Origin of the sequence: Mesorhizobium loti (genome assembly GCA_014189435.1) — a bacterium.
Lineage (GTDB): Bacteria > Pseudomonadota > Alphaproteobacteria > Rhizobiales > Rhizobiaceae > Mesorhizobium > Mesorhizobium loti_G.
This window is the reverse complement of sequence record CP050293.1, coordinates 2968540-2987872: the sequence shown is the minus strand read 5'-3', so window position 1 is coordinate 2987872 and position 19333 is coordinate 2968540. Positions and strand designations below refer to the sequence as shown.

Annotated in this window: 18 protein-coding genes and 1 pseudogene; 7 read left to right on the top strand and 12 right to left on the bottom strand. The window is 62.9% G+C overall.

Going from position 1 to position 19333, the window contains the following annotated elements:
• Positions 1-4 precede the first annotated feature (4 nt).
• The 5 genes from HB777_14615 to HB777_14595 all read right to left on the bottom strand — a co-directional run bounded on the left by HB777_14615 (position 5) and on the right by HB777_14595 (position 4117).
• Positions 5-712, bottom strand: coding sequence for an SDR family oxidoreductase (locus HB777_14615; protein ID QND64995.1), 708 nt, complete (start codon positions 710-712; stop codon positions 5-7).
• Positions 706-1461 carry an SDR family oxidoreductase gene (locus HB777_14610; GenBank protein QND64994.1) on the bottom strand — a complete coding sequence of 252 codons (756 nt, stop codon included), beginning with the start codon at positions 1459-1461 and terminating at the stop codon, positions 706-708. Before HB777_14610 ends, HB777_14615 begins: the two co-directional genes overlap by 7 nt.
• On the bottom strand, positions 1458-2228 hold the full coding sequence (locus tag HB777_14605; protein QND64993.1) for an ABC transporter ATP-binding protein: 771 nt from the start codon (positions 2226-2228) through the stop codon (positions 1458-1460). Before HB777_14605 ends, HB777_14610 begins: the two co-directional genes overlap by 4 nt.
• A 9-nt stretch (positions 2229-2237) precedes the next feature.
• Complete coding sequence (locus tag HB777_14600) at positions 2238-2978, bottom strand: ABC transporter permease (GenBank protein QND68777.1); 741 nt, start codon at positions 2976-2978, stop codon at positions 2238-2240.
• A 146-nt stretch (positions 2979-3124) separates the two neighbouring features.
• Positions 3125-4117 (bottom strand): ABC transporter substrate-binding protein, encoded by a 993-nt coding sequence (locus tag HB777_14595; GenBank protein QND64992.1) that lies wholly within the window; start codon positions 4115-4117, stop codon positions 3125-3127.
• Between the two features lie 122 nt (positions 4118-4239).
• On the opposite strand from HB777_14595, the gene HB777_14590 reads away from it, so the two are divergent.
• A complete protein-coding gene (locus tag HB777_14590; protein QND64991.1) occupies positions 4240-5145 on the top strand; it encodes a LysR family transcriptional regulator in 906 nt (301 codons plus the stop codon).
• Between the two features lie 30 nt (positions 5146-5175).
• Here HB777_14590 and HB777_14585 read toward each other — a convergent pair whose 3' ends face one another.
• Positions 5176-5781 (bottom strand): hypothetical protein, encoded by a 606-nt coding sequence (locus tag HB777_14585; protein ID QND64990.1) that lies wholly within the window; start codon positions 5779-5781, stop codon positions 5176-5178.
• Between the two features lie 147 nt (positions 5782-5928).
• On the opposite strand from HB777_14585, the gene cysE reads away from it, so the two are divergent.
• From cysE to HB777_14570, 3 genes are all read left to right on the top strand, one after another.
• A complete protein-coding gene (gene cysE, locus HB777_14580; GenBank protein QND64989.1) occupies positions 5929-6777 on the top strand; it encodes a serine O-acetyltransferase in 849 nt (282 codons plus the stop codon).
• 151 nt (positions 6778-6928) lie between these two features.
• Positions 6929-7132, top strand: a complete 204-nt coding sequence (locus tag HB777_14575) for a DUF3126 family protein (GenBank protein QND64988.1) — start codon at positions 6929-6931, stop codon at positions 7130-7132.
• An 875-nt stretch (positions 7133-8007) separates the two neighbouring features.
• Positions 8008-8472: a hypothetical protein gene (locus HB777_14570; protein QND64987.1), complete on the top strand. Its 465-nt coding sequence runs from the start codon at positions 8008-8010 to the stop codon at positions 8470-8472.
• Positions 8473-8657: 185 nt separating this feature from the next.
• On the opposite strand, the gene HB777_14565 is transcribed toward HB777_14570, so the two are convergent.
• Complete coding sequence (locus HB777_14565; protein QND64986.1) at positions 8658-9389, bottom strand: hypothetical protein; 732 nt, start codon at positions 9387-9389, stop codon at positions 8658-8660.
• 125 nt (positions 9390-9514) lie between these two features.
• Here HB777_14565 and HB777_14560 point away from each other — a divergent pair, with 125 nt between their 5' ends.
• Positions 9515-9856 carry a hypothetical protein gene (locus HB777_14560; protein QND64985.1) on the top strand — a complete coding sequence of 114 codons (342 nt, stop codon included), beginning with the start codon at positions 9515-9517 and terminating at the stop codon, positions 9854-9856.
• A gap of 21 nt (positions 9857-9877) precedes the next feature.
• A complete protein-coding gene (locus HB777_14555; protein QND64984.1) occupies positions 9878-10405 on the top strand; it encodes a gamma carbonic anhydrase family protein in 528 nt (175 codons plus the stop codon).
• A gap of 49 nt (positions 10406-10454) precedes the next feature.
• On the opposite strand, the gene HB777_14550 is transcribed toward HB777_14555, so the two are convergent.
• Both HB777_14550 and HB777_14545 read right to left on the bottom strand, forming a co-directional pair.
• A complete protein-coding gene (locus HB777_14550; protein ID QND64983.1) occupies positions 10455-11015 on the bottom strand; it encodes an ankyrin repeat domain-containing protein in 561 nt (186 codons plus the stop codon).
• A gap of 199 nt (positions 11016-11214) precedes the next feature.
• Positions 11215-16158 carry an autotransporter outer membrane beta-barrel domain-containing protein gene (locus HB777_14545; GenBank protein ID QND64982.1) on the bottom strand — a complete coding sequence of 1648 codons (4944 nt, stop codon included), beginning with the start codon at positions 16156-16158 and terminating at the stop codon, positions 11215-11217.
• 330 nt (positions 16159-16488) lie between these two features.
• On the opposite strand from HB777_14545, the pseudogene HB777_14540 reads away from it, so the two are divergent.
• Positions 16489-16665: pseudogene (locus tag HB777_14540) on the top strand (DUF2726 domain-containing protein).
• A 184-nt stretch (positions 16666-16849) separates the two neighbouring features.
• Here HB777_14540 and HB777_14535 read toward each other — a convergent pair.
• The 3 genes from HB777_14535 to HB777_14525 all read right to left on the bottom strand — a co-directional run bounded on the left by HB777_14535 (position 16850) and on the right by HB777_14525 (position 19117).
• Complete coding sequence (locus tag HB777_14535) at positions 16850-17458, bottom strand: transglutaminase-like cysteine peptidase (protein QND64981.1); 609 nt, start codon at positions 17456-17458, stop codon at positions 16850-16852.
• Between the two features lie 269 nt (positions 17459-17727).
• Positions 17728-18345, bottom strand: a complete 618-nt coding sequence (locus HB777_14530; GenBank protein QND64980.1) for a PilZ domain-containing protein — start codon at positions 18343-18345, stop codon at positions 17728-17730.
• Positions 18346-18484: 139 nt separating this feature from the next.
• Complete coding sequence (locus tag HB777_14525; protein ID QND64979.1) at positions 18485-19117, bottom strand: PAS domain-containing protein; 633 nt, start codon at positions 19115-19117, stop codon at positions 18485-18487.
• Positions 19118-19333: the final 216 nt, after the last annotated feature.

Genomic DNA, 19333 nt, shown 5'->3' with positions numbered 1-19333 from the left:
CATTTCAAAGCATCGCCGCGCCACCATTGGCGCCCAGGCATTGTCCGGTGAAGAAGGTCGCGCCGGGGCCGGCCAGGAAGACCACCGCGCAGGCGATCTCATCTGGCCGGCCGATCCGCCCCAACGGGTGTGTCGTTTCAAGCGCGCGCTGGCTCTCGCTCAGCGCCTCGAAGCCGAGAAGCGGCGTGTCGGTCGGCCCCGGCGCCACGGCGTTGACCAGGATGCGAGGCGCGAGCTCGCGCGCCCAGGAGCGGGTCAGGCCGAGCAATGCCGCCTTGGTCGCGCAATAGACCGAGGCGCTCGCTCGGCCGAGATAGGCGAGCTCGGAGGCGATGTTGACGATGCGGCCGCCATTGGGAAGGTGCGGCAGGACTTCCCGCGCCACGATGATGGCGCCGCGCACGTTGACGGCGAACATACGGTCGACGTGGTCGAGCGAAATCGCCTCAAGCGGCGCTTCCTGGAGGATGCCGGCATTGTTGACCAGGATGTCGTAGCCGCCGATCCGTTGCGCGCCCTGCCTGACCGCGGCAATGATGTCGGCCTCGTTGGCAAGGTCGCAGGCAAGGATCGGGATATCGCCTTCGGATGCCTTGAGATCGAACCCCAGAACCGTGGCTCCGGCGTCCCGCAAGGCGAGCGCGGTCGCGCGGCCGATGCCGCTGGCCGCGCCGGTGACCAGCGCGCGTTTTCCGTGCAGCGGGGTTACCAAGGCACTTCTCCCCTGTCGACGCCGAGCGACTGCCCGGTGATGTTGGCCGCGAGGCTAGATGCCAGGAACAGATAGGTGCCGGCCATGTCGGCCGGCTCCATCAGGCCGGGCAGGGCTTGCGCGCCGACGATGTCTTCGAGCAGCGCTGCTTCGCTGATGGCGCTTTGCTCGGCCATCCGGCCAAGCGAGCGCATCGATGCCTCCGTGCGGACCCATCCGGGACAGACCGCATTGACGCGAATGCCCCTCGAGCCAAGTTCCTTGGCCCAGGTTTTCGTCAGACCGATGATGGCGTGCTTGGAGGCGACGTAGGCGCCGAACCGCGCTTCGGCGACGCGGCCCCAGATCGATGCGGTGTTGATGATCGAAGCGCCGGCCTGCATGCGCGGCAAGGCGCGCGCGGTGACCAGCGCCGTACCGATGATGTTGATCTCGATGATGCGCCGGAAGGCGGCTTCGGCCTCGTCGCTGCTGTCGGTGATCGGCGTCATCAGCTCGAGGCCGGCATTGTTGATGAGCACATCGATCCGGGAGAGCGGTTCGAGTGCCGCCCTGACCGCCTCGCGGTCGGCGATGTCGGCCTCCATGCCGATGGCGCCCAATTCATGGGCCCGTTCGTGTACGGCCGCGTCGTTGGCAATGAGGTGCAGGTTGGCGCCGGCCTGGGCGAAGCCCTTGGCGATGCCGAGCCCGATGCCACGGCTCGCTCCGGTGATCACCACCGTCTTTCCGGAAAAGGAGAGGCTCATACGGCCACTCCGGTTTCGTTGCGGATCAGATGCAGGACCTTGTTGCGCAGTTCGAAGAATTTCTGGGTTTCCCGGATCTCCAGCGGCCGGTCCGGGCCAAGCTCTGTCGCCACGTCGATATCGGCGACGATCGAGGCCGGGCGGCGTGAGAACAGGATGATCCGGTCGGCGAGAAACACCGCTTCTTCCACGTCATGGGTGACGAAGATGATGGTCTTTTCCTCGCGGATCTGGATCTGCCGCAGCTCGACCTGAAGCCGCTCGCGCGTCAGCGCGTCGAGGGCGCCGAACGGCTCGTCCATCAACAGCACGTCCGAACCCGCGGCGAGCGTGCGGGCTATGGCCACGCGCTGGCGCATGCCTCCCGAGATCCGGTTTGGATAGGAGTCGGCAAAGTCGGCGAGCCCGAACAGCTTGAGATAGTGGCTGATACGCTCGGCCCTTTCGGCTGCGCCGAGGTCCTTCCTGTAGCGCATGCCGAAGGCGATGTTGTTTTTGACCGTCAGCCAAGGAAACGACGAATAGGACTGGAACACCATGCCGCGCCGACGGTCCGGCCTGACGACCTTTTCCCCACCAAGCAGGATCGAGCCCGAACTCGGTTCGTCGAGGCCGCCGACCATGCGCATCAAGGTGGTCTTGCCGCAGCCCGACGGACCAAGGAAGACGACCAGTGAATTGCGGTCGAGGCCAAGGCTGGTCTTGCGCACGACATCGACGGGGCCGAAGGACTTGGCCGTGTCAACGAATTGAACGTATCCGGTCATGTCATGCCCTCACAGATACCGGAACAGCCGGCGGTGAAGCAGGCGAAGAAGCTGGTCGGTGACCAGGCCGATCAAGCCGATGACGACGACGCCGGCCATGACTTCCGGCGTCTTGACGAAGCGCCGAGCTGTCCAGATCACATAGCCGATGCCGGAATCGGCGGCGACGATCTCGGCGATGATCAGATAGGTCCAGCACCAGCCAAGGGTGATGCGCAGATTGTCGAGCAGCGTCGGCCCCATCCAGCGCAGGGCGACGTCGATCATGACCTGCCTCGAATTGGCGCCGACGGTGCGGGCGACCTCGACGAACTCCTGCGGCACGCGCCGCATGTCGTCGGCGACCAGCAGCACGAGCTGGAAGAACGTGCCCAGCCAGAGCAGGAAGATCTTGGTTTCCTCGCCGACGCCGAACCAGATGATGGACAGCGGCACGAGTGCGGGAACGGGCAGATAGCGGATGAAATCGATCATCGGCTCCAGGGCGGCGCCGACGATCCGGTAGCTGCTCATCATGATGCCGATGGGGATCGCCATGACGGCGGCCAGCAGGAAGGCAATCCAGACACGGGTGGTCGAAACCGCGACGTGCCAGAGCAGGTTTTGCTCGGTCAGCATTGTCCACAGGGCGATGACAACGCGGCTCGGCGACGGCAGGAACTGTGGCGCAATGATGCCCGCGCGCGCCGCCAGCTCCCACAGGGCAATGACGAGCACGGCCGCCGCGACGCTGACGGCGAACTCCAGCATAGGCGACGCGCGACCGCGGAAGACAAACAGGCTGCTGAACAAATCACTATCCCCGGATGATCGAAAGAACGGCGGTCACCGGCGGCAAGCCGGAACGACATCGCTGCCGACCGCCGAACGTGGCTGCCGGCCTGGCTATGCGACCGTTATTTTGCCGGGACCTTGTTGATTGCCGAATTGTCGATCTGGTCGGCCGCCACCAGTTTGTTGTCGGCGGCGCCGTTCTCCAGGTTGAGATCCATCACCGTGTCGAAGATTCCGTGCAGCGTGCCTTTTTCTCCCGGCTTGCCCATATAGGCGAGGGATTCGGCAAGCGTCGTATAGGACAGGCTGGAGTTGACGATGTCGGTCACTTCGGCAGGCGTCAGGCCGAAATGCTTGGATGCCATGTCGGCGAATTTTTCCGGTTCGGCCTTGATGAAGTCGACCGCCTCATAGATGCAGCCGAGGAATTTTGTGTACTTGTCCGGGTTTGCCTTGAAGTCGTCGTTGCGGGCGATGATCGCGTCGATGATGATGCCGCGATGATCCTTGGACGAGATCAGCATGCGGGCGCCGGGGCGGGTCGAGGCCTTCAGCGCCTGCGACATGAACGGTTCGTAGGTCGCGATCGCGGCGATCGATTCATCGACGAAAACCGCGCCCGTATCGGCCGTCGCGATGTCCTTGATCTGGAGATCCTTCAACGACAGACCGGCCTGCTTCAGCTCCATCTGCAGCAGCAGGCGTGAGGGAATGTTGGGCTCGGCCGCGACGACCTTGCCCTTGAGATCGGCCACTGACTTGATCTTCTCGTCGGTGATGACGCCGTCGCCGCCGACGGATTCATCGATCGTGCCGATGATGATGCCGGGCGTCGAGGCATCGCGCGGGCGCCCCTGATATTCGCCGACCGAGCGCATCTGCATCTCGATGTCGCCGCGCGCCATCGCTGCCATGACGTTGGTCAGGTCGTCCTCGAATTTGATGCTGACGTCGAGGCCCTTGGCCGTGAAGCAGCCGAGGTCGCTGGCGATATGGACAGGCGCGAATCCCAGCCATGTCGGCGCCAGGATGCGTATTTGGTCGGCGCTGAGGGCGAGCTGCGAACTGGCGAGTAGGAGGGCTGCGGACAAGGCGGTGCCGAGTAGCGGTTTCATGATTGTTCCCCAATTTTGTTCCGCGCAGGCTCGCGATTTCTTACATTGATGTAAATGAGTTTATTTAGAACGATACATCGAATAATGTCGATGTATCGTTCCGTGCATCATGGGGGACTGGCATGCGCCGGCTGGACAACATCGATATCCGCCTGCTGCGCGTTTTCGTGGCGCTGGCCGATTCAGGCGGGTTCGCCGCCGCGCAAATCACCCTCAACCTGTCGCAGCCGACGCTCAGCACGCATCTGGCGGAACTGGAGAAACGCATCGGCGCCCAGCTCTGCCATCGCGGGCGCAAGCAATTCCGGCTGACCGAGGTCGGACAGGCGACCTATGACGCGGCGCAGAAGCTGTTCCGTGACCTTGACGATTTCGGGCATCGCATCAATGCAGCCAGCGGCAGCCTGTCGGGCCGCTTGCGGGTCGGAACGTCGGACGGTGTCTTCACCAGCCGTGAACTGGGTATCCAGCACGCTCTCAGCCGCTTCATGGGCCCGGATTCCGACGTGTTCATCGACCTTTCGGTGGGCACGCCGTCCGAACTCGAGCAGCAAGTCGCCGATGGCGGCCGCGACATCGTCATCGGGCCGCTGTCGCAGAAGGCGCCCGGCGTCGTCTATCGGGATTATTGCGGCGAACCGCATCTTCTCTATTGCGGCCGCCGGCACCCGCTCTTTGCGGTGCCCGATTCAAGGATCGATCAAGGCGCCGTCGACGCTGCGCGGTTCTCGGTGCGCAGCTATCGACATTTCGACGACCTCTACCTTGTCGGCCATCCCAGGGCGAGTGCATCGGTCGTTCACATGGAAGCGCAGTTGATGCTGATCCTGTCGGGCAACTTCATCGGCTTTCTGCCGTGCCATTTTGCCGATCCCTGGGTCGCCGCCGGAGACATGCGGGCCATCAAGCCAAGGGCCTATGCGTTCAGTTCCATACACCGCGTCGCCTATCGCAAGACCGACGCCCAGCGCTCGCTAGTTCAGGCGTTTCTCAGCGCATTGTTCGATGCAACGCCCGTGCCAGGATAGGGCCAAGAGCAAGCGCGCCTCCGGTGAAGATCATGACGGGGTTTGCAAGGCCTGCAATGACCGCGTCATGTTTTCCCGGGCCTGCGGTTCGAAACGCTGGCGAAATTCTTGCGTGTGGAAGATGTGGGGGCGGGCGAGGAAACTCTGCAGGACCGCACTGCGTCCGGCCCGCCACATCGGCTCTTCCACCCAACGATACTCGCGCCGCACGGCGCGCTCATAGGCGTCGAAGGCAGCCGGCGCGGCACCCAGGATCGACAGATCCATGTCGAGGAAAAGACTTGCGTCCCGTGTGGCCGTGGCGTCGTCGAACGGCGGCACCTGGTGCGTGGCGGTGGCGACGATCATCGCCGAGATGCGGTTGAGACGTGAAGGATCCGCGCGGCCCGCCAGCCGTTTCTCGGCAAGGGTAGCGCTTTGCGCCTCGTTGTCCTTGGCCTTGCTGTCATAGATGGCATCGTGGAACCAGATCGCAGCGTCGATCGCCTCGGGATCGCCGAGCGACCCTCGATAGTCGCCTGCCAGCGCCAGCATCGCCTCGATATGGGCAAGGTTGTGGTAGTGGCGGCCTGGCGCCCGGTAAAGCGCCGAGAGCTCGCTTTTCAGCGCGTCGTCGATCAAGGGTTCGGTTTCCATGGCTGCTTGAATTCCCGCGAACCAAATCCATTTGACAATGCACTAAGGAAAATTGAGTTCAATCGTGCTATGATCTGGCTTATATGTGCGGCCGGACAACAGGCAAGCGCAACAGGCAAGCCCGGCAGGGCGCAGGACGAGACGGCGATGAACAGCATCAGCATTTCCCGACACAGCGCATTGCAGCCGGTCGATCCGATCTGGCGTTCGATCCGCGACGAGGCGATGGAGGCGGTCAATCGCGACCCGCTGCTCGCCGCATTCCTCTATTCGACCATCCTCAACCAGGACAGCCTGGAGGAAGCGGTTATCCATCGGCTGGCCGAGCGGCTGGACCACCAGGACATCGGCTCCGATCTCATCCGCCAGACGTTCAAGTCCATGCTGGCCGACGACAAGGACTGGCCAACGACCGTGCGTGTCGACATCCAGGCCTATTACGATCGCGATCCGGCCTGCGACCGCTTCATCATGCCGGTGCTCTATTTCAAGGGTTTCCACGCTATCCAGACCCATAGGCTGGCGCATTGGCTGTGGAACCAGGGCCGCAAGGATTTCGCCCTCTATCTGCAGAGCCGCTCGTCCTCGGTGTTCCAGACCGACATCAACCCGGCCGCCCGCATCGGCAAGGGCATCTTCATCGACCACGCCACCGGCCTTGTCGTCGGCGAGACGGCGGTCATCGAGGATGACGTGTCGATCCTGCACGGCGTGACGCTGGGCGGCACCGGCAAGGCCGGCGGCGACCGTCATCCCAAGATTCGCTACGGCGTGCTGATCGGCGCCGGCGCCAAGATCCTCGGCAACATCGAAATCGGCCATTGCTCGAAGATCGCGGCAGGCTCGGTGGTGCTGTCGCCGGTGCCGCACAACAAGACGGTTGCCGGCGTGCCGGCCCGCGTCGTCGGCGAGACCGGCTGCGATCAGCCGTCGCGCCAGATGGACCAGCTTCTGCCGTCGCAGACGATGGATCAGGTCGTCAGCTTCGACATCTGATTTTCACGAGGCCGCCGCCTGCTGCCGGATTCCGGCCGCTTGCATGAGCGGGTGGTTGTCTCGTCTTATCAGGCCGCTTGCCTTTACATCGCCATTGTCGACGTGCCAGAAGCGCGTTCGAACGAGCAAGCCCGATGATCGGAGAAGACTGTTGAAGCCGGACGAAATCAGAAAGCTGGACGCGTATTTCAAGCGCGTCTTCCAGAACCCCAAGATCGAGGTCAAGGCACGGCCGCGCAAGGACGATTCGGCCGAGGTCTATGTCGGCGACGAATTCCTCGGCATCGTCTTCAAGGACGAGGACGACGGCGACTACAATTTCTCGATGGCGATCCTCGACATCGATCTGGCCTGAGCCAGCAATCTTGCGCTTGATCGGACCTGCTTTGATGCAGGTCGATCAACACATACGGCTCTACGAAGGATTGACGCGTGTTCGTGCGGCCCGAGTGTATAGTTGGTTTTGGGGATCACCGTGAAAGATATTTATCGCGGCTGGGTCCATTTGCGCTTTACCTACTTTGGCTCGGAGCGTTCCGTTTGAGTCGGACGCAGTCATAGGCGACAGTCTCTCGCGCGCACTGATTGATCCAGCCGTTGCATCAATTGAAGCACACGGGTGGGCAGGCGAAGCATCTCGGACTGGTGCTATTTCTCATGTCGCGCGGCTTCTCGGTCGCACTGTAACAATTGCCAATTACAAATACAATTTCGAGGACAAACGCGGGGAACTGGGAAGTGAGCCTCGACCGGCGTTGACAAATAACAATCCGCCGCCTGGTGCTACGAGAAGTGACGCGTAGACAAACATACTGTAAGGTGTTCCAGATACGCGCCGCAAAATAGGTGACTCCTGTGCACGCTCTGCTCTTCAGTGTCGGGTTCCTCTTGGTTATCCCCTTGGGACACGCTAGTGCGCAGGAGGTCGAAGAGAGCCGCGGGCAGAGCAACAACCAAGTGCTCGGACCAATTCCCGCCGAACAAGTAAAGAACTATTGCTTCTTCGGCGGTCGGCCTTTCAGCCCAGGTATTTTTATCTGCGTTGCACAGGGGGTCGGAGCGGATTGCTACGCGGCGGAGACCATGGTGCCGGATGCTGACGCTCGTGACCCTGCAAAGAAAGCGGCAAAGCAAAATCGAGCCTATTGGAATACCATATTTGAGATGACGGCTTGCAAAGGGAATCCGGGAGTTTCCCCCTAGGAAATATGCTCACACATGCAGAGTCGAATGCGCTGTCCTCTCTTAGCAACCCTTGCGTTGTTGATATCGATTGCCAACTCGAACGCTGAGGGGCGACAGCCAATTGAAGGGAACAGCGTCGGCAACGATGTCATCGGGCGCTGGATTTGGGAATATGCAATGTTCGCCGAACAGCACAAGGACGCGGACACAATGATAGAAGCTGCGATCAATGCGATGATGACAGATCCGGAAACTGCTGGCGTAGATCGTTTTGTGGAAAATATGGAGCAGCTGGGGAAGTCCCTTGCCTCTGAGGGCCTCGAGCGAGTTCGCCAGGAAAGCGCTCGCGAAGATAGGAAAATCAAATCGGAAGCAGACGAAAGCAAGCCTCACGGGGGCGATTTACCTATGACTCATGATGACATCCCTCAGGGTACGGTTACAGTGATCGAGGGTCCTTCCAACCCTGAAAAACCTAAAGATGTGGAGTTTTCTCCGAATCTAAATTAGCCGGCGATTTTGCGAGACTGGGGTCGGTGAATACTCCAGCTACATTGTCGATGTTGGATGAACTGTTGCCTGCACGTGCTGGCATGCGGATGCGCACGCGGGAAGGGGCTATTTGGCCAATCCCCAAGTCCAGTTGTGGTCGTACCTGGGGTGCGGGCCCAACGCTGTTTGTCGGGAGGGCAAATCTAGTGTCCTGTCTTCAGGATGCGCGCAGCCGCCGTGGCGATTGCGGCGTCGAGCGCCTGCCAATCACCCAGAAACTCCCTTGGAAAGCGATAGGTGAGGCTGAGCTCGTCGCCGACCTGGATGTCGCGCTCGCAGGGCGCCAGCGATTGCTCGGCACTCGGCCCGCTCAGGCAGCGGGCCACGAACGGCTCCTTGCCGGGGCGCTTGCCGACAACCAGTACCTCGTTCAGATAGCCTGATTTCTCATTGAATGCGTACACCGTCGTGCCGCCGGGCCCCGCAATGCCGGGTTGGGTGATCAACGCGCTGTAGATCGGCGCGAAGCGACCACTCATGTCACGCGACATCATCTGCTGTTCGAAGGACAGGAAGATGATGTTCTTGGCAGCGCCTGTATGGTTGAAATCGTCGCGCGCGGCCTCGCTGTAACCGTCCATCCGGGGATAGCGCAGATAGAGGTCGAGCCGCGAGGCGATGCCGTCGCGCCGGGCCTGGGCGAAACGGATGGCGTTGGCCGGCACGGCAATGACATTGTTGCCGATCACCACCTGGTGGACCGTTGCGTCGTCGGTGTATCCGGCCATGGCGATCGAATGGCCGAACCATTTGCCGCCAAGGCTGATCGCCACCGACAGCAGGGCCAGCGCCGCAAATCCGTAGAACACCCGCTTCATCAGTCTCGAATCGACCACGGTGAGTTCGGGGCCGTTGGCGAGCGTTGCCTGCTTCATCTCAGTCCTCGGATCTCGGGCCGCCTGGCCGCCACTGGTGTCCCTGGGCGGCACACATCGCACGGCACGGCTTTTGCAGCCTTCATGGAACGACTGTGCAATTTCATGGTAAATGGAAAGTTAAGATGGGACCGCTGGAACTCACACTCTACGCTTTTGTCGTTGGGCTGACGGCCTGCGGGCTGGCCGGATCGGCCATGGAGCTGGTGTCGGGCCGCAAGGTCGCCTTCACCGAACCCTATGTGTCGCCGTCACATGTCTTGCGATCGCTGCTCGCCACTGCTTGTGCCGGGCCCTTCATGCTGGTCAACGATGCCGTCGATGCCTGGCGCGAGCACCGCATTTCGATGATGGCGCTGATGTCCTGCGGCTGCACGGCGATTGCCTGGTCCTTGGCGCTGGGCGTCGTCGTGCTTGCCATTGCCTCATGGACGGTCCGTCTCCTAGGGTCCGAATTGCCAGCCTGAGACGATTCTGGAGACCAAAGAATGCCGCTCTATGCGATCGATGGAACGGAGCCCAGCTTCGCGGATGCGGACTCGAACTGGATCGCGCCCGATGCGACCCTGATCGGCGATGTGCGCGTTGGCCGCAATGCCGGCTTCTGGTTCGGCACCGTCATTCGCGGCGACAATGAGCCCATCATCATCGGTGCCGACACCAATGTGCAGGAGCATACGGTGATGCACACCGATCCCGGCTTCCCGCTGACCATCGGCGAGGGCTGCACGATCGGCCACCGCGCCCTCCTGCATGGTTGCACGATCGGCGACAACAGCCTGATCGGCATGGGCGCCATCGTGCTGAACGGCGCGAAAATCGGCAGGAATTGCCTGGTCGGCGCCGGCGCGCTGGTAACCGAAGGCAAGGAATTCCCGGACAATTCGCTGATCGTCGGCTCACCTGCCAAGGCAATCAGGGTGCTGGACGACGCGGCCGTGGCAAGGTTGCGCGGCTCGGCGGCGCACTATGTTGCCAACGGCAAGCGCTTCAAGGCGGGGTTGAAGAAGGTCTGAGGCCAGCTTTGGCCGATCCCTGTCGCCGGCGGTTTCATCGCGGGCCCACTCATTGTCCGTTAGAGCCGCGCTTGGCCATCGCATCGCGCAGCAATGAAGCACCGGCTTCAAAGCCGGCAAGCTCGGCTTCCTCGGTGGCTGTCCTGTAGTCATCGATGCGGGTTTCGAGCGCCGGGTCGGCGCCCGCCGCCAAAAGCAGGCGGATCGCATCGACACTGCGGATGACCACCGAATAGTGAAGCGGCGTCCAATCGTTCACGCCCCGCATGTTGGGGTCGGCACCGCCGTCGATCAATATCCGCACGATGTCCAGCCTGTCGGCCCGGTCGGTGGACAGCGCCGCAATGATCGACGGAAACCCGCCATGGTCCTGATAGTTCGGATCCGAGCCGGCATCCAGCAGGGTCGAAATGAAGCCGACCGGGCTCCAATAGATCGCATATTCCAGCGGATGCCCAAGGCCGAGCTCAAACGGCATGCGCTCGTCGAACCAGCGGGAAGAGCCGCCTAGCGCTTTGCCAAGGCCATCGAAGTCACCGGCCTTGAAAGCATCGTCGATCGCCTTGAACAGGCGATGACGTTCGCACCGATCTTCCGGGATTTCCAACATCGCGGTGATCCAGAAGGCGAAACTGACGGCCTATAGTGCCCCGATCCCCTGCGCTTGGGAAGGCGGTCGTCCGATGCGTCCAGGCGGTGAACCCATAGTCTGCCGGTCAGTCAGCTTGCCAGAGTCCGCTATGCTCCGATAGCGACCCATCCGCAGCACAGCGAAATGATGCGATGGGCCAAAACCGGAAGTCGTCAACTCACCAGGAATACCGCGCCATGCCCTTGCCGGCATAGCTGGTGGTGACGTCGGAGAACTCGCCCTCGAAGGTGGCAGCGGCGGACCAGCCGTTCAGCCATTTCTTTTCGGCAGAGACGGTGACGAGCGCGGAGTCGCTGGCCTGCGCGGCGCCGCCAACGACAAAGGATGCGCCCGGCAATGTCTGGAACGTCGCACCGATATTGCGGTCGGGGTTGAAATCATGCGCCCATGCCAGGCGCCCCCGCAGCGTGAAGATTCCGTCCGGCATCGCATATGATTTGTCGCCGCGAAGGCCGAGTTCACTGCGCGTATCAGTGACACTCTTTGATGCGTAGGTCAGCGCAAAGGTGTTGACGCCGGTTGCCGCCTGCTCGGCATAGGCAGGCAGGTCGAAGGTCGTGAACTGTCCTGCTGCGTAGGGCGTGATGCCGATGCCGCCCATCCACGGGCTAACAAAGCGATAGCCGCCTTCGACGCGGCCCGAGAAGGCATTGGCGTTGAACTGCGCGCGCAACTGGTCGATGCCGGCCACCGTCACGGTGCGGTTGGTTGTGATGTCCTGCCAGCCATAGGCCAGCGCGCCGGAGAAATACGCGGCACCAGCATCGTGCCGGATGAAGGCGCCGGCCTGGAACATATCAGATCGGCCAGAGCCGCCATTGGCGACGCTGAAGTTCGTACCACCGCCGGCCAGCGCAAAGCCTGCCAGCGTATTCGGCGAGATACGGTAATCGGCGCCGACCGCGATGCCTGCGATGCGGCTGGTCGTGTCGTTGGAGCCGAGTGTCGTGTTGCCGTCCGTGGTCTGCGAGCCGCCATAGCCTGCCGCCCACACGCCCCAGCGCTGCGCGAGCGGATCGGCCATCACGGGCGCCTTGGCGAACATCGCATTGGCGTCCCGCGCCGCACTGGAGCGCGGCTCCTCCGTCGAGGCGTAGGCCGATGCGCCCGCCGATGATCCCGCTGAAACCGGATCGCCGCGACCGTCGATGAAGGGATCGGTCAGCAATCCCAAGAACAGGTTCATCGCGTTGAAGGTCGTCTGCTGCGAGCCGGTCGCGGTCTCGCCGGAGGTTTGCGACAGCGCGGCTGAGAGATTGCCTCCGCTCAATCCGAACAGACTGACGAAGCCTGGCGGCAGCGCGCCGCCATTGTTGAAGAAGTTGTTGAGCGTGGATGCGACGGCCTGCGGATTGCCCGGCAGCGAGGTGCCGGCGCCGAGCGAGGCCGTGAGGTTCAGCAACACATCGGACGGCGTGTAGCTCAGGCCGACGTTGAAACCGGGCAAACCGCCGCTCACGCCGCTGAAGGTGGTGCCGCCGAGGCCGTCGGCCGCCGACAGGATGGTGTAGCTTTTGCCGACATAGGTTCCGGGCAGGAACGTGGTCTGCACGGTGCCGCCGGTCAGGCTCGCGATGCCCGTGACGTTGGTGCGGTCGGCGGCCGATGGCGAGACCTCTACGCGGTAGACGCCGCCGGCGCCGAACGCCAGATTGCCGCCGACCGTCAGCGTGCCGATCGAATTGCCGGGCGCGAGCACGCCGCCGGCGTTGATGGTGGTATTGCCGACGGTGCCGTTGCCGCCGAGCGTGCCACCGGCATTGACCGTCACCGCCGAATTGGCGATGGAACCGTTGACCGCCAGCGTGCCGCCATTGACCACGGTCGCCCCGCTATAGGTGCTGGTTGCGGTCAGGATGGTGGTGCCGTTCTCTACCGTCACCGACCCCGCGCCGGAGATAATCGGGGCGAAGTCGTAGTTCGAGGCGGTGTGGTTGAAGACGATGCGGCCGGTGCCTGCCCCGAACGCGACCGAGGGCGTGGTCAGCGTGCCCGGCGCGGCCGCCGCCTGACCGGAGGCGGCGCCGATATTGAGCGTGCCGGTCGAGCCGGCAAAAGCGGCGATCTGCATGCCCGAACCTGCCGAGACGGTGCCGCCATTGGCGATCGTCAGCATGCCGGTGCCGTATTGGCCGACGACGAGCGTGTCGGAATTGGTCCAGGCCGAGCCGGTGCCATCAACCGTCACGGTGCCGGTCGAGCCGGGAACCAAGCCGATCCAGCTGCTGACGCTGCTCACCTTGCCGCCGTTCTGGATCGTCAGCGTGCCGGTGCCGCCACTGGCAACAACGAGCCCGGCGGAATTCCAGACCGAGCCGGCGCCATCAACCGTCGCCGTGCCGGTCGAGCCGACATCGGTGCCGATCCAGCCGATGCCGGCGTTGCTCACCTTGCCGCCGTTCTGGATCGTCAGCGTGCCGGTGCCGCCACTGGCAACAACGAGCCCGGCGGAATTCCAGACCGAGCCGGCGCCATCAACCGTCGCCGTGCCGGTCGAGCCGACATCGGTGCCGATCCAGCCGATGCCGGCGTTGCTCACCTTGCCGCCGTTCTGGATCGTCAGCGTACCGGTGCCGGAATCGCCGACATAGAGGTCGCCGGAATTGATCCACGACGAACCGACGCCATCAACCGTCACGGTGCCGGTCGAGCCGACCTTGTAGCCGAGGAAGCCGTTGCCGAGGTTGCTCACCTTGCCGCCGTTCTGGATCGTCAGCGTGCCGGCGCCGCGATTGCCGACATAAAGGGAGCCGGAATTGGTCCAGGCAGAGCCGGCACCAACAACCGTCACGGTGCCAGTCGAGCCGGCATTGGCGCCGAGATAGCCGTTGGTGGCGCTCACCTTGCCGCCGTTCTGGATCGTCAGCGTGCCGGTGCCGCCCCTGCCGACATAAAGGGAGCCGGAATTGGTCCAGGACGAGCCGGCGCCATCAACCGCCACGGTGCCGGTCGAGCCTGAATTGTAGGCGAGGAGGCCGTTGCCGACGTTGCTCGCCTTGCCGCCGTTCTTAATCGTCAGCGTGCCGGTGCCGCTAGTGCCGACACCGAGGTCGCCGGAATTGGTCCAGGACGAGCCGGCGCCATCAACCGTCGCGGTGCCGGTCGAGTCGGCATTGATGCCGAGGATGCCGGTGACGTTGCTCACCTTGCCGCCGTTCTGGATCGTCAGCGTGCCGGTGCCGCCATTTCCGACGTAGAGGTCGCCGGAATTGGTCCAGGACGAGCCGGCGCCATCAACCGTCGCGGTGCCGGTCGAGCCTGAATTGTAGCCGAGGAAGCCGCCGGTGGTGCTCATATTGCCGCCGCTCTGGATCGTCAGCGTGCCGGTCGAGCCCGCATTGACGCCGAGATGGCTGGTGGTGGTGCTCACCTTGCCGCCGTTCTGGATCGTCAGCGTGCCGGTGCCGTTATAGCCGACATGGAGCGTGTTGGAACTCGTCCAGGACGAGCCGGCGCCATCAACCGCCACGGTGCCGGTCGAGCCTGAATTGTAGCCGAGGAAGCCGAGGCCGGAATTGCTCACCTTGCCGCTGTTCTGGATTGTCAGCGTGCCAGTGCCGCCATTGCCGACAGCGAGGTCGCCGGAATTGGTCCAGGACGAGCCGGCGCCGTCAACCGTCACGGTGCCGGTCGAGCCGACGTTGTAGCCGAGATTGCCGGTGGTGGCGCTCACCTTGCCGCCGTTCTGGATCGTCAGCGTGCCGGTGCCGCCATAGCCGACAACGAGGTCGCCGGAGTTGGTCCAGGTCGAGCCGGCGTCACCAACCGTCGCGGTGCCGGTCGAGCCGGCATTGAGGCCGAGATAGCCGTTGGTGGTGCTCACCGCGCCGCCGTTCTGGATCGTCAGCGTGCCGGTGCCGCCATTTCCGACAGCGAGGTCGCCGGAATTGGTCCAGGTCGAGCCCGCGCCATCAATCGTCGCGGTGCCGGTCGAGCCCGCATCGACGCCGAGATTGCCGGCGGTGGTGCTCACCTTGCCGCCGCTCTGGATCGTCAGTGTGCCGGTCGAGCCCGCATTGATGCCGAGATAGCCGGTGGTGGCGCTCACCTTGCCGCTGTTCTGGATCGTCAGCGTGCCGGTGCCGCCATAGCCAACAGCGAGGTCGCCGGAATTGGTCCAGGTCGAGCCCGCGCCATCAACCGTCGCGGTGCCGGTCGAGCCGGCATTGAGGCCGAGATAGCCGTTGGTGGCGCTCACCGCGCCGCCGTTCTGGATCGTCAGCGTGCCGGTGCCGCCATTGCCGACAGCGAGGTCGCCGGAATTGGTCCAGGTCGAGCCCGCGCCATCAACCGTCGCGGTGCCGGTCGAGCCCGCATCGACGCCTAGATTGCCGGCGGTGGTGCTCACCGTGCCGCCGCTCTGGATCGTCAGTGTGCCGGTCGAGCCCGCATTGACGCCGAGATCGCCGGTGGTGGCGCTCACCTTGCCGCCGTTCTGGATCGTCAGCGTGCCGGTGCCGCCATAGCCGACATAGAGGCCGCTGGAACTGGTCCAGGACGAGCCGGCGCCATCAACCGTCGCGGTGCCGGTCGAGCCGGCATTGAGGCCGAGGATGCCGGTGACGTTGCTCACCTTGCCGCTGTTCTGGATCGCCAGCGTGCCGGTGCCGCCATAGCCGACGTAGAGGTCGCCGGAATTGGTCCAGGACGAGCCGGCGCCATCAACCGTCACGGTACCGGTCGAGCTGGCATTAAGACCGAGATAGCCGGTGAGACCGCTCAGGTCGCCGCCGTTCTGGATCGTCAGCGCGCCGGTGCCGGAATCGCCGACAACCACACCGTACGCTTGCGCGCCGGTCGCTCCGACCACCGTGGCATTGGGCGCGACCGTGTCGATATACGCGTCCGTAGCGGTTGGAACGCCGGACGACCAGTTGGTGGCGGTGAACCAGTCGGTTGAGGTAGCGCCGGTCCAGTCGGTGGCGCGCGATGGCGTCGATGTCGCCAGGACCAGTCCGAGCGCCACCATGGAGCTGGTGCCCAGCAGGCGACGGAACAACGCGGTCAAGGTCAGCGCCGCAAAGCGGCTATTCGATCGCTTGCGCGCAACAACGGCCGCACCGGTTTCCAGCGCGCCTTCAGACGCTACAAAATAAGACAAGCCAAATCCCCCCGCAGCCCAGATAGCGACACTTGAAATTTCGTTGCGCCTTTGTGGCGCCGGTCGCGCATGGACCCGTTGAGCGGGGCTCTGCAGTATCAGGTTTAGCGGAGGAACATCGCGGAGTCCGACCAATATCGGTCATCCGACAAAGCGCGCGCCATATTTGGCCGACTGCGTCATTAATATCACAGGAGGAACGCGGACAGGATATGAACGTCACCAGTTGGCCTAAGGGGTGAGGTCCGTTGCGGGTCATTCGCGACCGGGTCGAACCAGTTAGCGGCGCCTCGCAGGGCCAATGCGGCTTGATGGTATCACCGCGGACATGAATACCAAGGCCATGCGCATCACCAGGGCGCAGCAGCAGCACGTGATGCGGTGAAAAAGGAAGCCCTGCGACGTGCTGGCATCAGTTACCATGAGATCGTCGGCGGTCACACGACACCTTCGGAGCTCAGGCGACTGGTTGAGAAGCTCGTGGACAAGCCCGCGGCGCCGCAATAGCTGGCCTTTGCAATGTGGATATCTCGGAACCTGATCGGTTTTCGAGCCTCCGCCAGAAATGGCGGAGCCGGCCCGGGGACGGGGCCGGCTCCTTTGACCCGGTCGTTGGGGACGGGGAGGGTGGGGACTCGACCGGGTTTCTCCTGAAGCGCCTCGCACTCATGCGACGCGCTTGATCTCTGTTTTAGCGGACGCTGGCGACCGCGTCGGAGCGGCCGTCGTTGATCGTCACCCAAACGCCGGAATTCTGGTCCGACTGGCGCTTGAGATAGGTGTAGTCGGTGTCCGTCCAGGACATGACCTTGGTCTCCAGATTGTCGAGGATGAATTCGCCCAGGCTGGTGCGCACGGTCAGCACCGCGTGGCCGTCGCCATTCGGCTGGCGTGCGACCGTCATCAGCAGGTTGCCGGCGGGCACGCCCGCATCCATCAATTCGCGGCGCTTCTCCAGCGCGTAATCCTCGCAATCGCCATAGCCATTGTCGGGATAGGCCCAGTATTCCTCGACACCGTAGTTTTCCATGTCGGTGCGCGGCTTGATGCGGGTATTGACCGAATTGTTGATGTTGACGATCGTCGCCCACAGTTTACGGGTCAGTTCGACCGGCGCGCCCTTCGGGGTCCGTTCGCTGCATTCGCCGGGAATGCGCTGGCAGAATTCATAATGGCCAACAGGCTGCGTGGTGCGTCCGCCGGTGTGCATATAGGCCGGTCCCGCGGCATATGCTGATCCCCAAGCGGAAAGCTGCATCGCCATTGCCGCCAGCAACAGCTTGCCCCTCGTTTTCTTCATTGTTGTAGTCTCCCCGTTCGAAGGAGACATTGCCACATGTGGATTTATTTGACGCAAAAGCGCGAAGTAGATTTTGAGTAAAACGCCAGTAGAATAAACATAAAATTTGAATCATTTGAGTATTAAATCGTTTGGGATTTTGAAGTCTCGACTTTCATGCATTGATGTCACGCAGGCTTCGCCGGGGCAGCCGAGGCGCGACGGTCGTGGGCATAAAAACAAAAAACCGGCCGCAAAGGCCGGTTTTCTGAAGTTGCTGCCGGGCCTTGTCAGGCGCGTGGCGTGTTGAATTCGGAATCGAGTGTCTCGGGGCGCTGGATGACGGCGAATTCGATGGCGACGCCGTCCTCGAAATGGCGCACGACCTGCCCGCGCATGGTGCCGAGCATGACCTGGACGCCGATCGCCGGCTTGACGTCGATCTCGACGGCCGCGCCGGAAAGCGACAGGTCGATGATGCGGCACTGATACTGACGCCCATCGGCGAGCTGCAGCACGCTGGTCGGATTGCGTGGCGCGACGCGCTCATGGCGGCGGTCCTCCGGCAGGTCGAGTTCGTGCTTGTTCGCAAGCCAGGTCAATTGCGCGGCAAGCTTGTCCTTCTTGCGATCCGACGCGATGACGGTCATCGCGAAACCGTCCTGCAAGGTGCGCGTGACGACACCTTCGATGCGGCCGATATGATCGATGTAGGCGATAATCTTTTCGCCTGGCATGCCGATGCGGTCGGTGCGAAACGCGACATTGCCCGGCGACATGTCGACGACCTGGCAGGGGTGCTCTGTGCGGTCTTCCAGCATGAAGCGCCCGTAAATCTTGACCCGGACGCGCTGAAAGTTACGCCTTTCAGCTTGGGACGGTGCGTAGTCGACCGCCGCTGACCTCATGACTGCCTACACCCCGTTTGGCATCCCACGCATCGATGCGAGGAACTTCATCGCAGAAGTACAACAAAGCGGGTTAACAAAGGGGAAAAGCGGGCGCTTCAGCGCGTTTGTTTTGTGCACCAAGCCGCGGAATTGCGGACTATTCCTCGCGCCCGCCATCGAAGACGACGAGATGGCGGATGCGGCGGGCCCGGCCGAGCGCCGAGATCGTCTCGGGTGCCCCGAGTTCATCGGGAACGAGCGAGGGAACATCGATCGCCGGGCGGTTGTTCAGCAGCTCCTTCTCCGGATCGATGACGCGGATCGAATCGATCAATGCGTCGGTGATCGGATCGGCGCCAAGCCAGAAGGGCTTCTCCACGGCGCTGATGACGCCCAGGCAGCGCGGATTTTCGACGCCGCCGTCAAGCGGCAAGGCAAGCAGCTCGAATTTGTTGGAGCGTCCGTTTCGGCTGAAGCCCTCATAGCTGATGAGCACGACCGACTTCTGGTCGAAGACGCCATGGATCAGCCGCGAAACGAGCCGCTGATCCTTCTCGCGCCACAGCGACGGAAAGGAAAAACCCTTGAGCTCGCGGCCATAGCAGGCGCAAAGCCTTGTGCCGGCGAGCCGGAATACGGCTTGCCCGCGCGTGTCCCGTTCCAGGATAAAGGTGTCGGCCAGCAGCGACTTGATGTCGGCCGGCTCGACCTCCGAACGCTTCGGGGCAGGGCGTCCGTCACGCAGGCGGTTCCAATATTGGAACAGCGTGATCGATCCGTTCTGGTTCATGCTATGCTGCTCCGCGCGATCTGTCGTCTGATGTCCCATCGGTGAACAGAAGGGCGCCCTCCGATGACCTACATGCGTTGCAGAGCAGGAAGCGTGCCAGCGTCGTTAACACTTGTTCACGGGTCGGGGCCGTTAAGGTTAACAAGTGGTTTACATTGCATCGAAGCCAGCCTCGTGGCACATAAAAACCACTCCAGAAGCGGTCGTTTCGCGACG

Excerpts from the sequence above, each read along its gene's own strand:
- HB777_14610 (QND64994.1), bottom strand. The coding sequence starts at position 1,461 with ATGAGCCTCTCCTTTTCCGGAAAGACGGTGGTGATCACCGGAGCGAGC.
- HB777_14605 (QND64993.1), bottom strand. The coding sequence starts at position 2,228 with ATGACCGGATACGTTCAATTCGTTGACACGGCCAAGTCCTTCGGCCCC.
- HB777_14600 (QND68777.1), bottom strand. The coding sequence starts at position 2,978 with ATGCTGGAGTTCGCCGTCAGCGTCGCGGCGGCCGTGCTCGTCATTGCC.
- HB777_14595 (QND64992.1), bottom strand. The coding sequence starts at position 4,117 with ATGAAACCGCTACTCGGCACCGCCTTGTCCGCAGCCCTCCTACTCGCC.
- HB777_14590 (QND64991.1), top strand. The coding sequence starts at position 4,240 with ATGCGCCGGCTGGACAACATCGATATCCGCCTGCTGCGCGTTTTCGTG.
- HB777_14585 (QND64990.1), bottom strand. The coding sequence starts at position 5,781 with ATGGAAACCGAACCCTTGATCGACGACGCGCTGAAAAGCGAGCTCTCG.
- cysE (QND64989.1), top strand. The coding sequence starts at position 5,929 with ATGAACAGCATCAGCATTTCCCGACACAGCGCATTGCAGCCGGTCGAT.
- HB777_14570 (QND64987.1), top strand. The coding sequence starts at position 8,008 with ATGCGCTGTCCTCTCTTAGCAACCCTTGCGTTGTTGATATCGATTGCC.
- HB777_14565 (QND64986.1), bottom strand. The coding sequence starts at position 9,389 with ATGAAGCAGGCAACGCTCGCCAACGGCCCCGAACTCACCGTGGTCGAT.
- HB777_14560 (QND64985.1), top strand. The coding sequence starts at position 9,515 with ATGGGACCGCTGGAACTCACACTCTACGCTTTTGTCGTTGGGCTGACG.
- HB777_14555 (QND64984.1), top strand. The coding sequence starts at position 9,878 with ATGCCGCTCTATGCGATCGATGGAACGGAGCCCAGCTTCGCGGATGCG.
- HB777_14550 (QND64983.1), bottom strand. The coding sequence starts at position 11,015 with ATGTTGGAAATCCCGGAAGATCGGTGCGAACGTCATCGCCTGTTCAAG.
- HB777_14535 (QND64981.1), bottom strand. The coding sequence starts at position 17,458 with ATGAAGAAAACGAGGGGCAAGCTGTTGCTGGCGGCAATGGCGATGCAG.
- HB777_14530 (QND64980.1), bottom strand. The coding sequence starts at position 18,345 with ATGAGGTCAGCGGCGGTCGACTACGCACCGTCCCAAGCTGAAAGGCGT.
- HB777_14525 (QND64979.1), bottom strand. The coding sequence starts at position 19,117 with ATGAACCAGAACGGATCGATCACGCTGTTCCAATATTGGAACCGCCTG.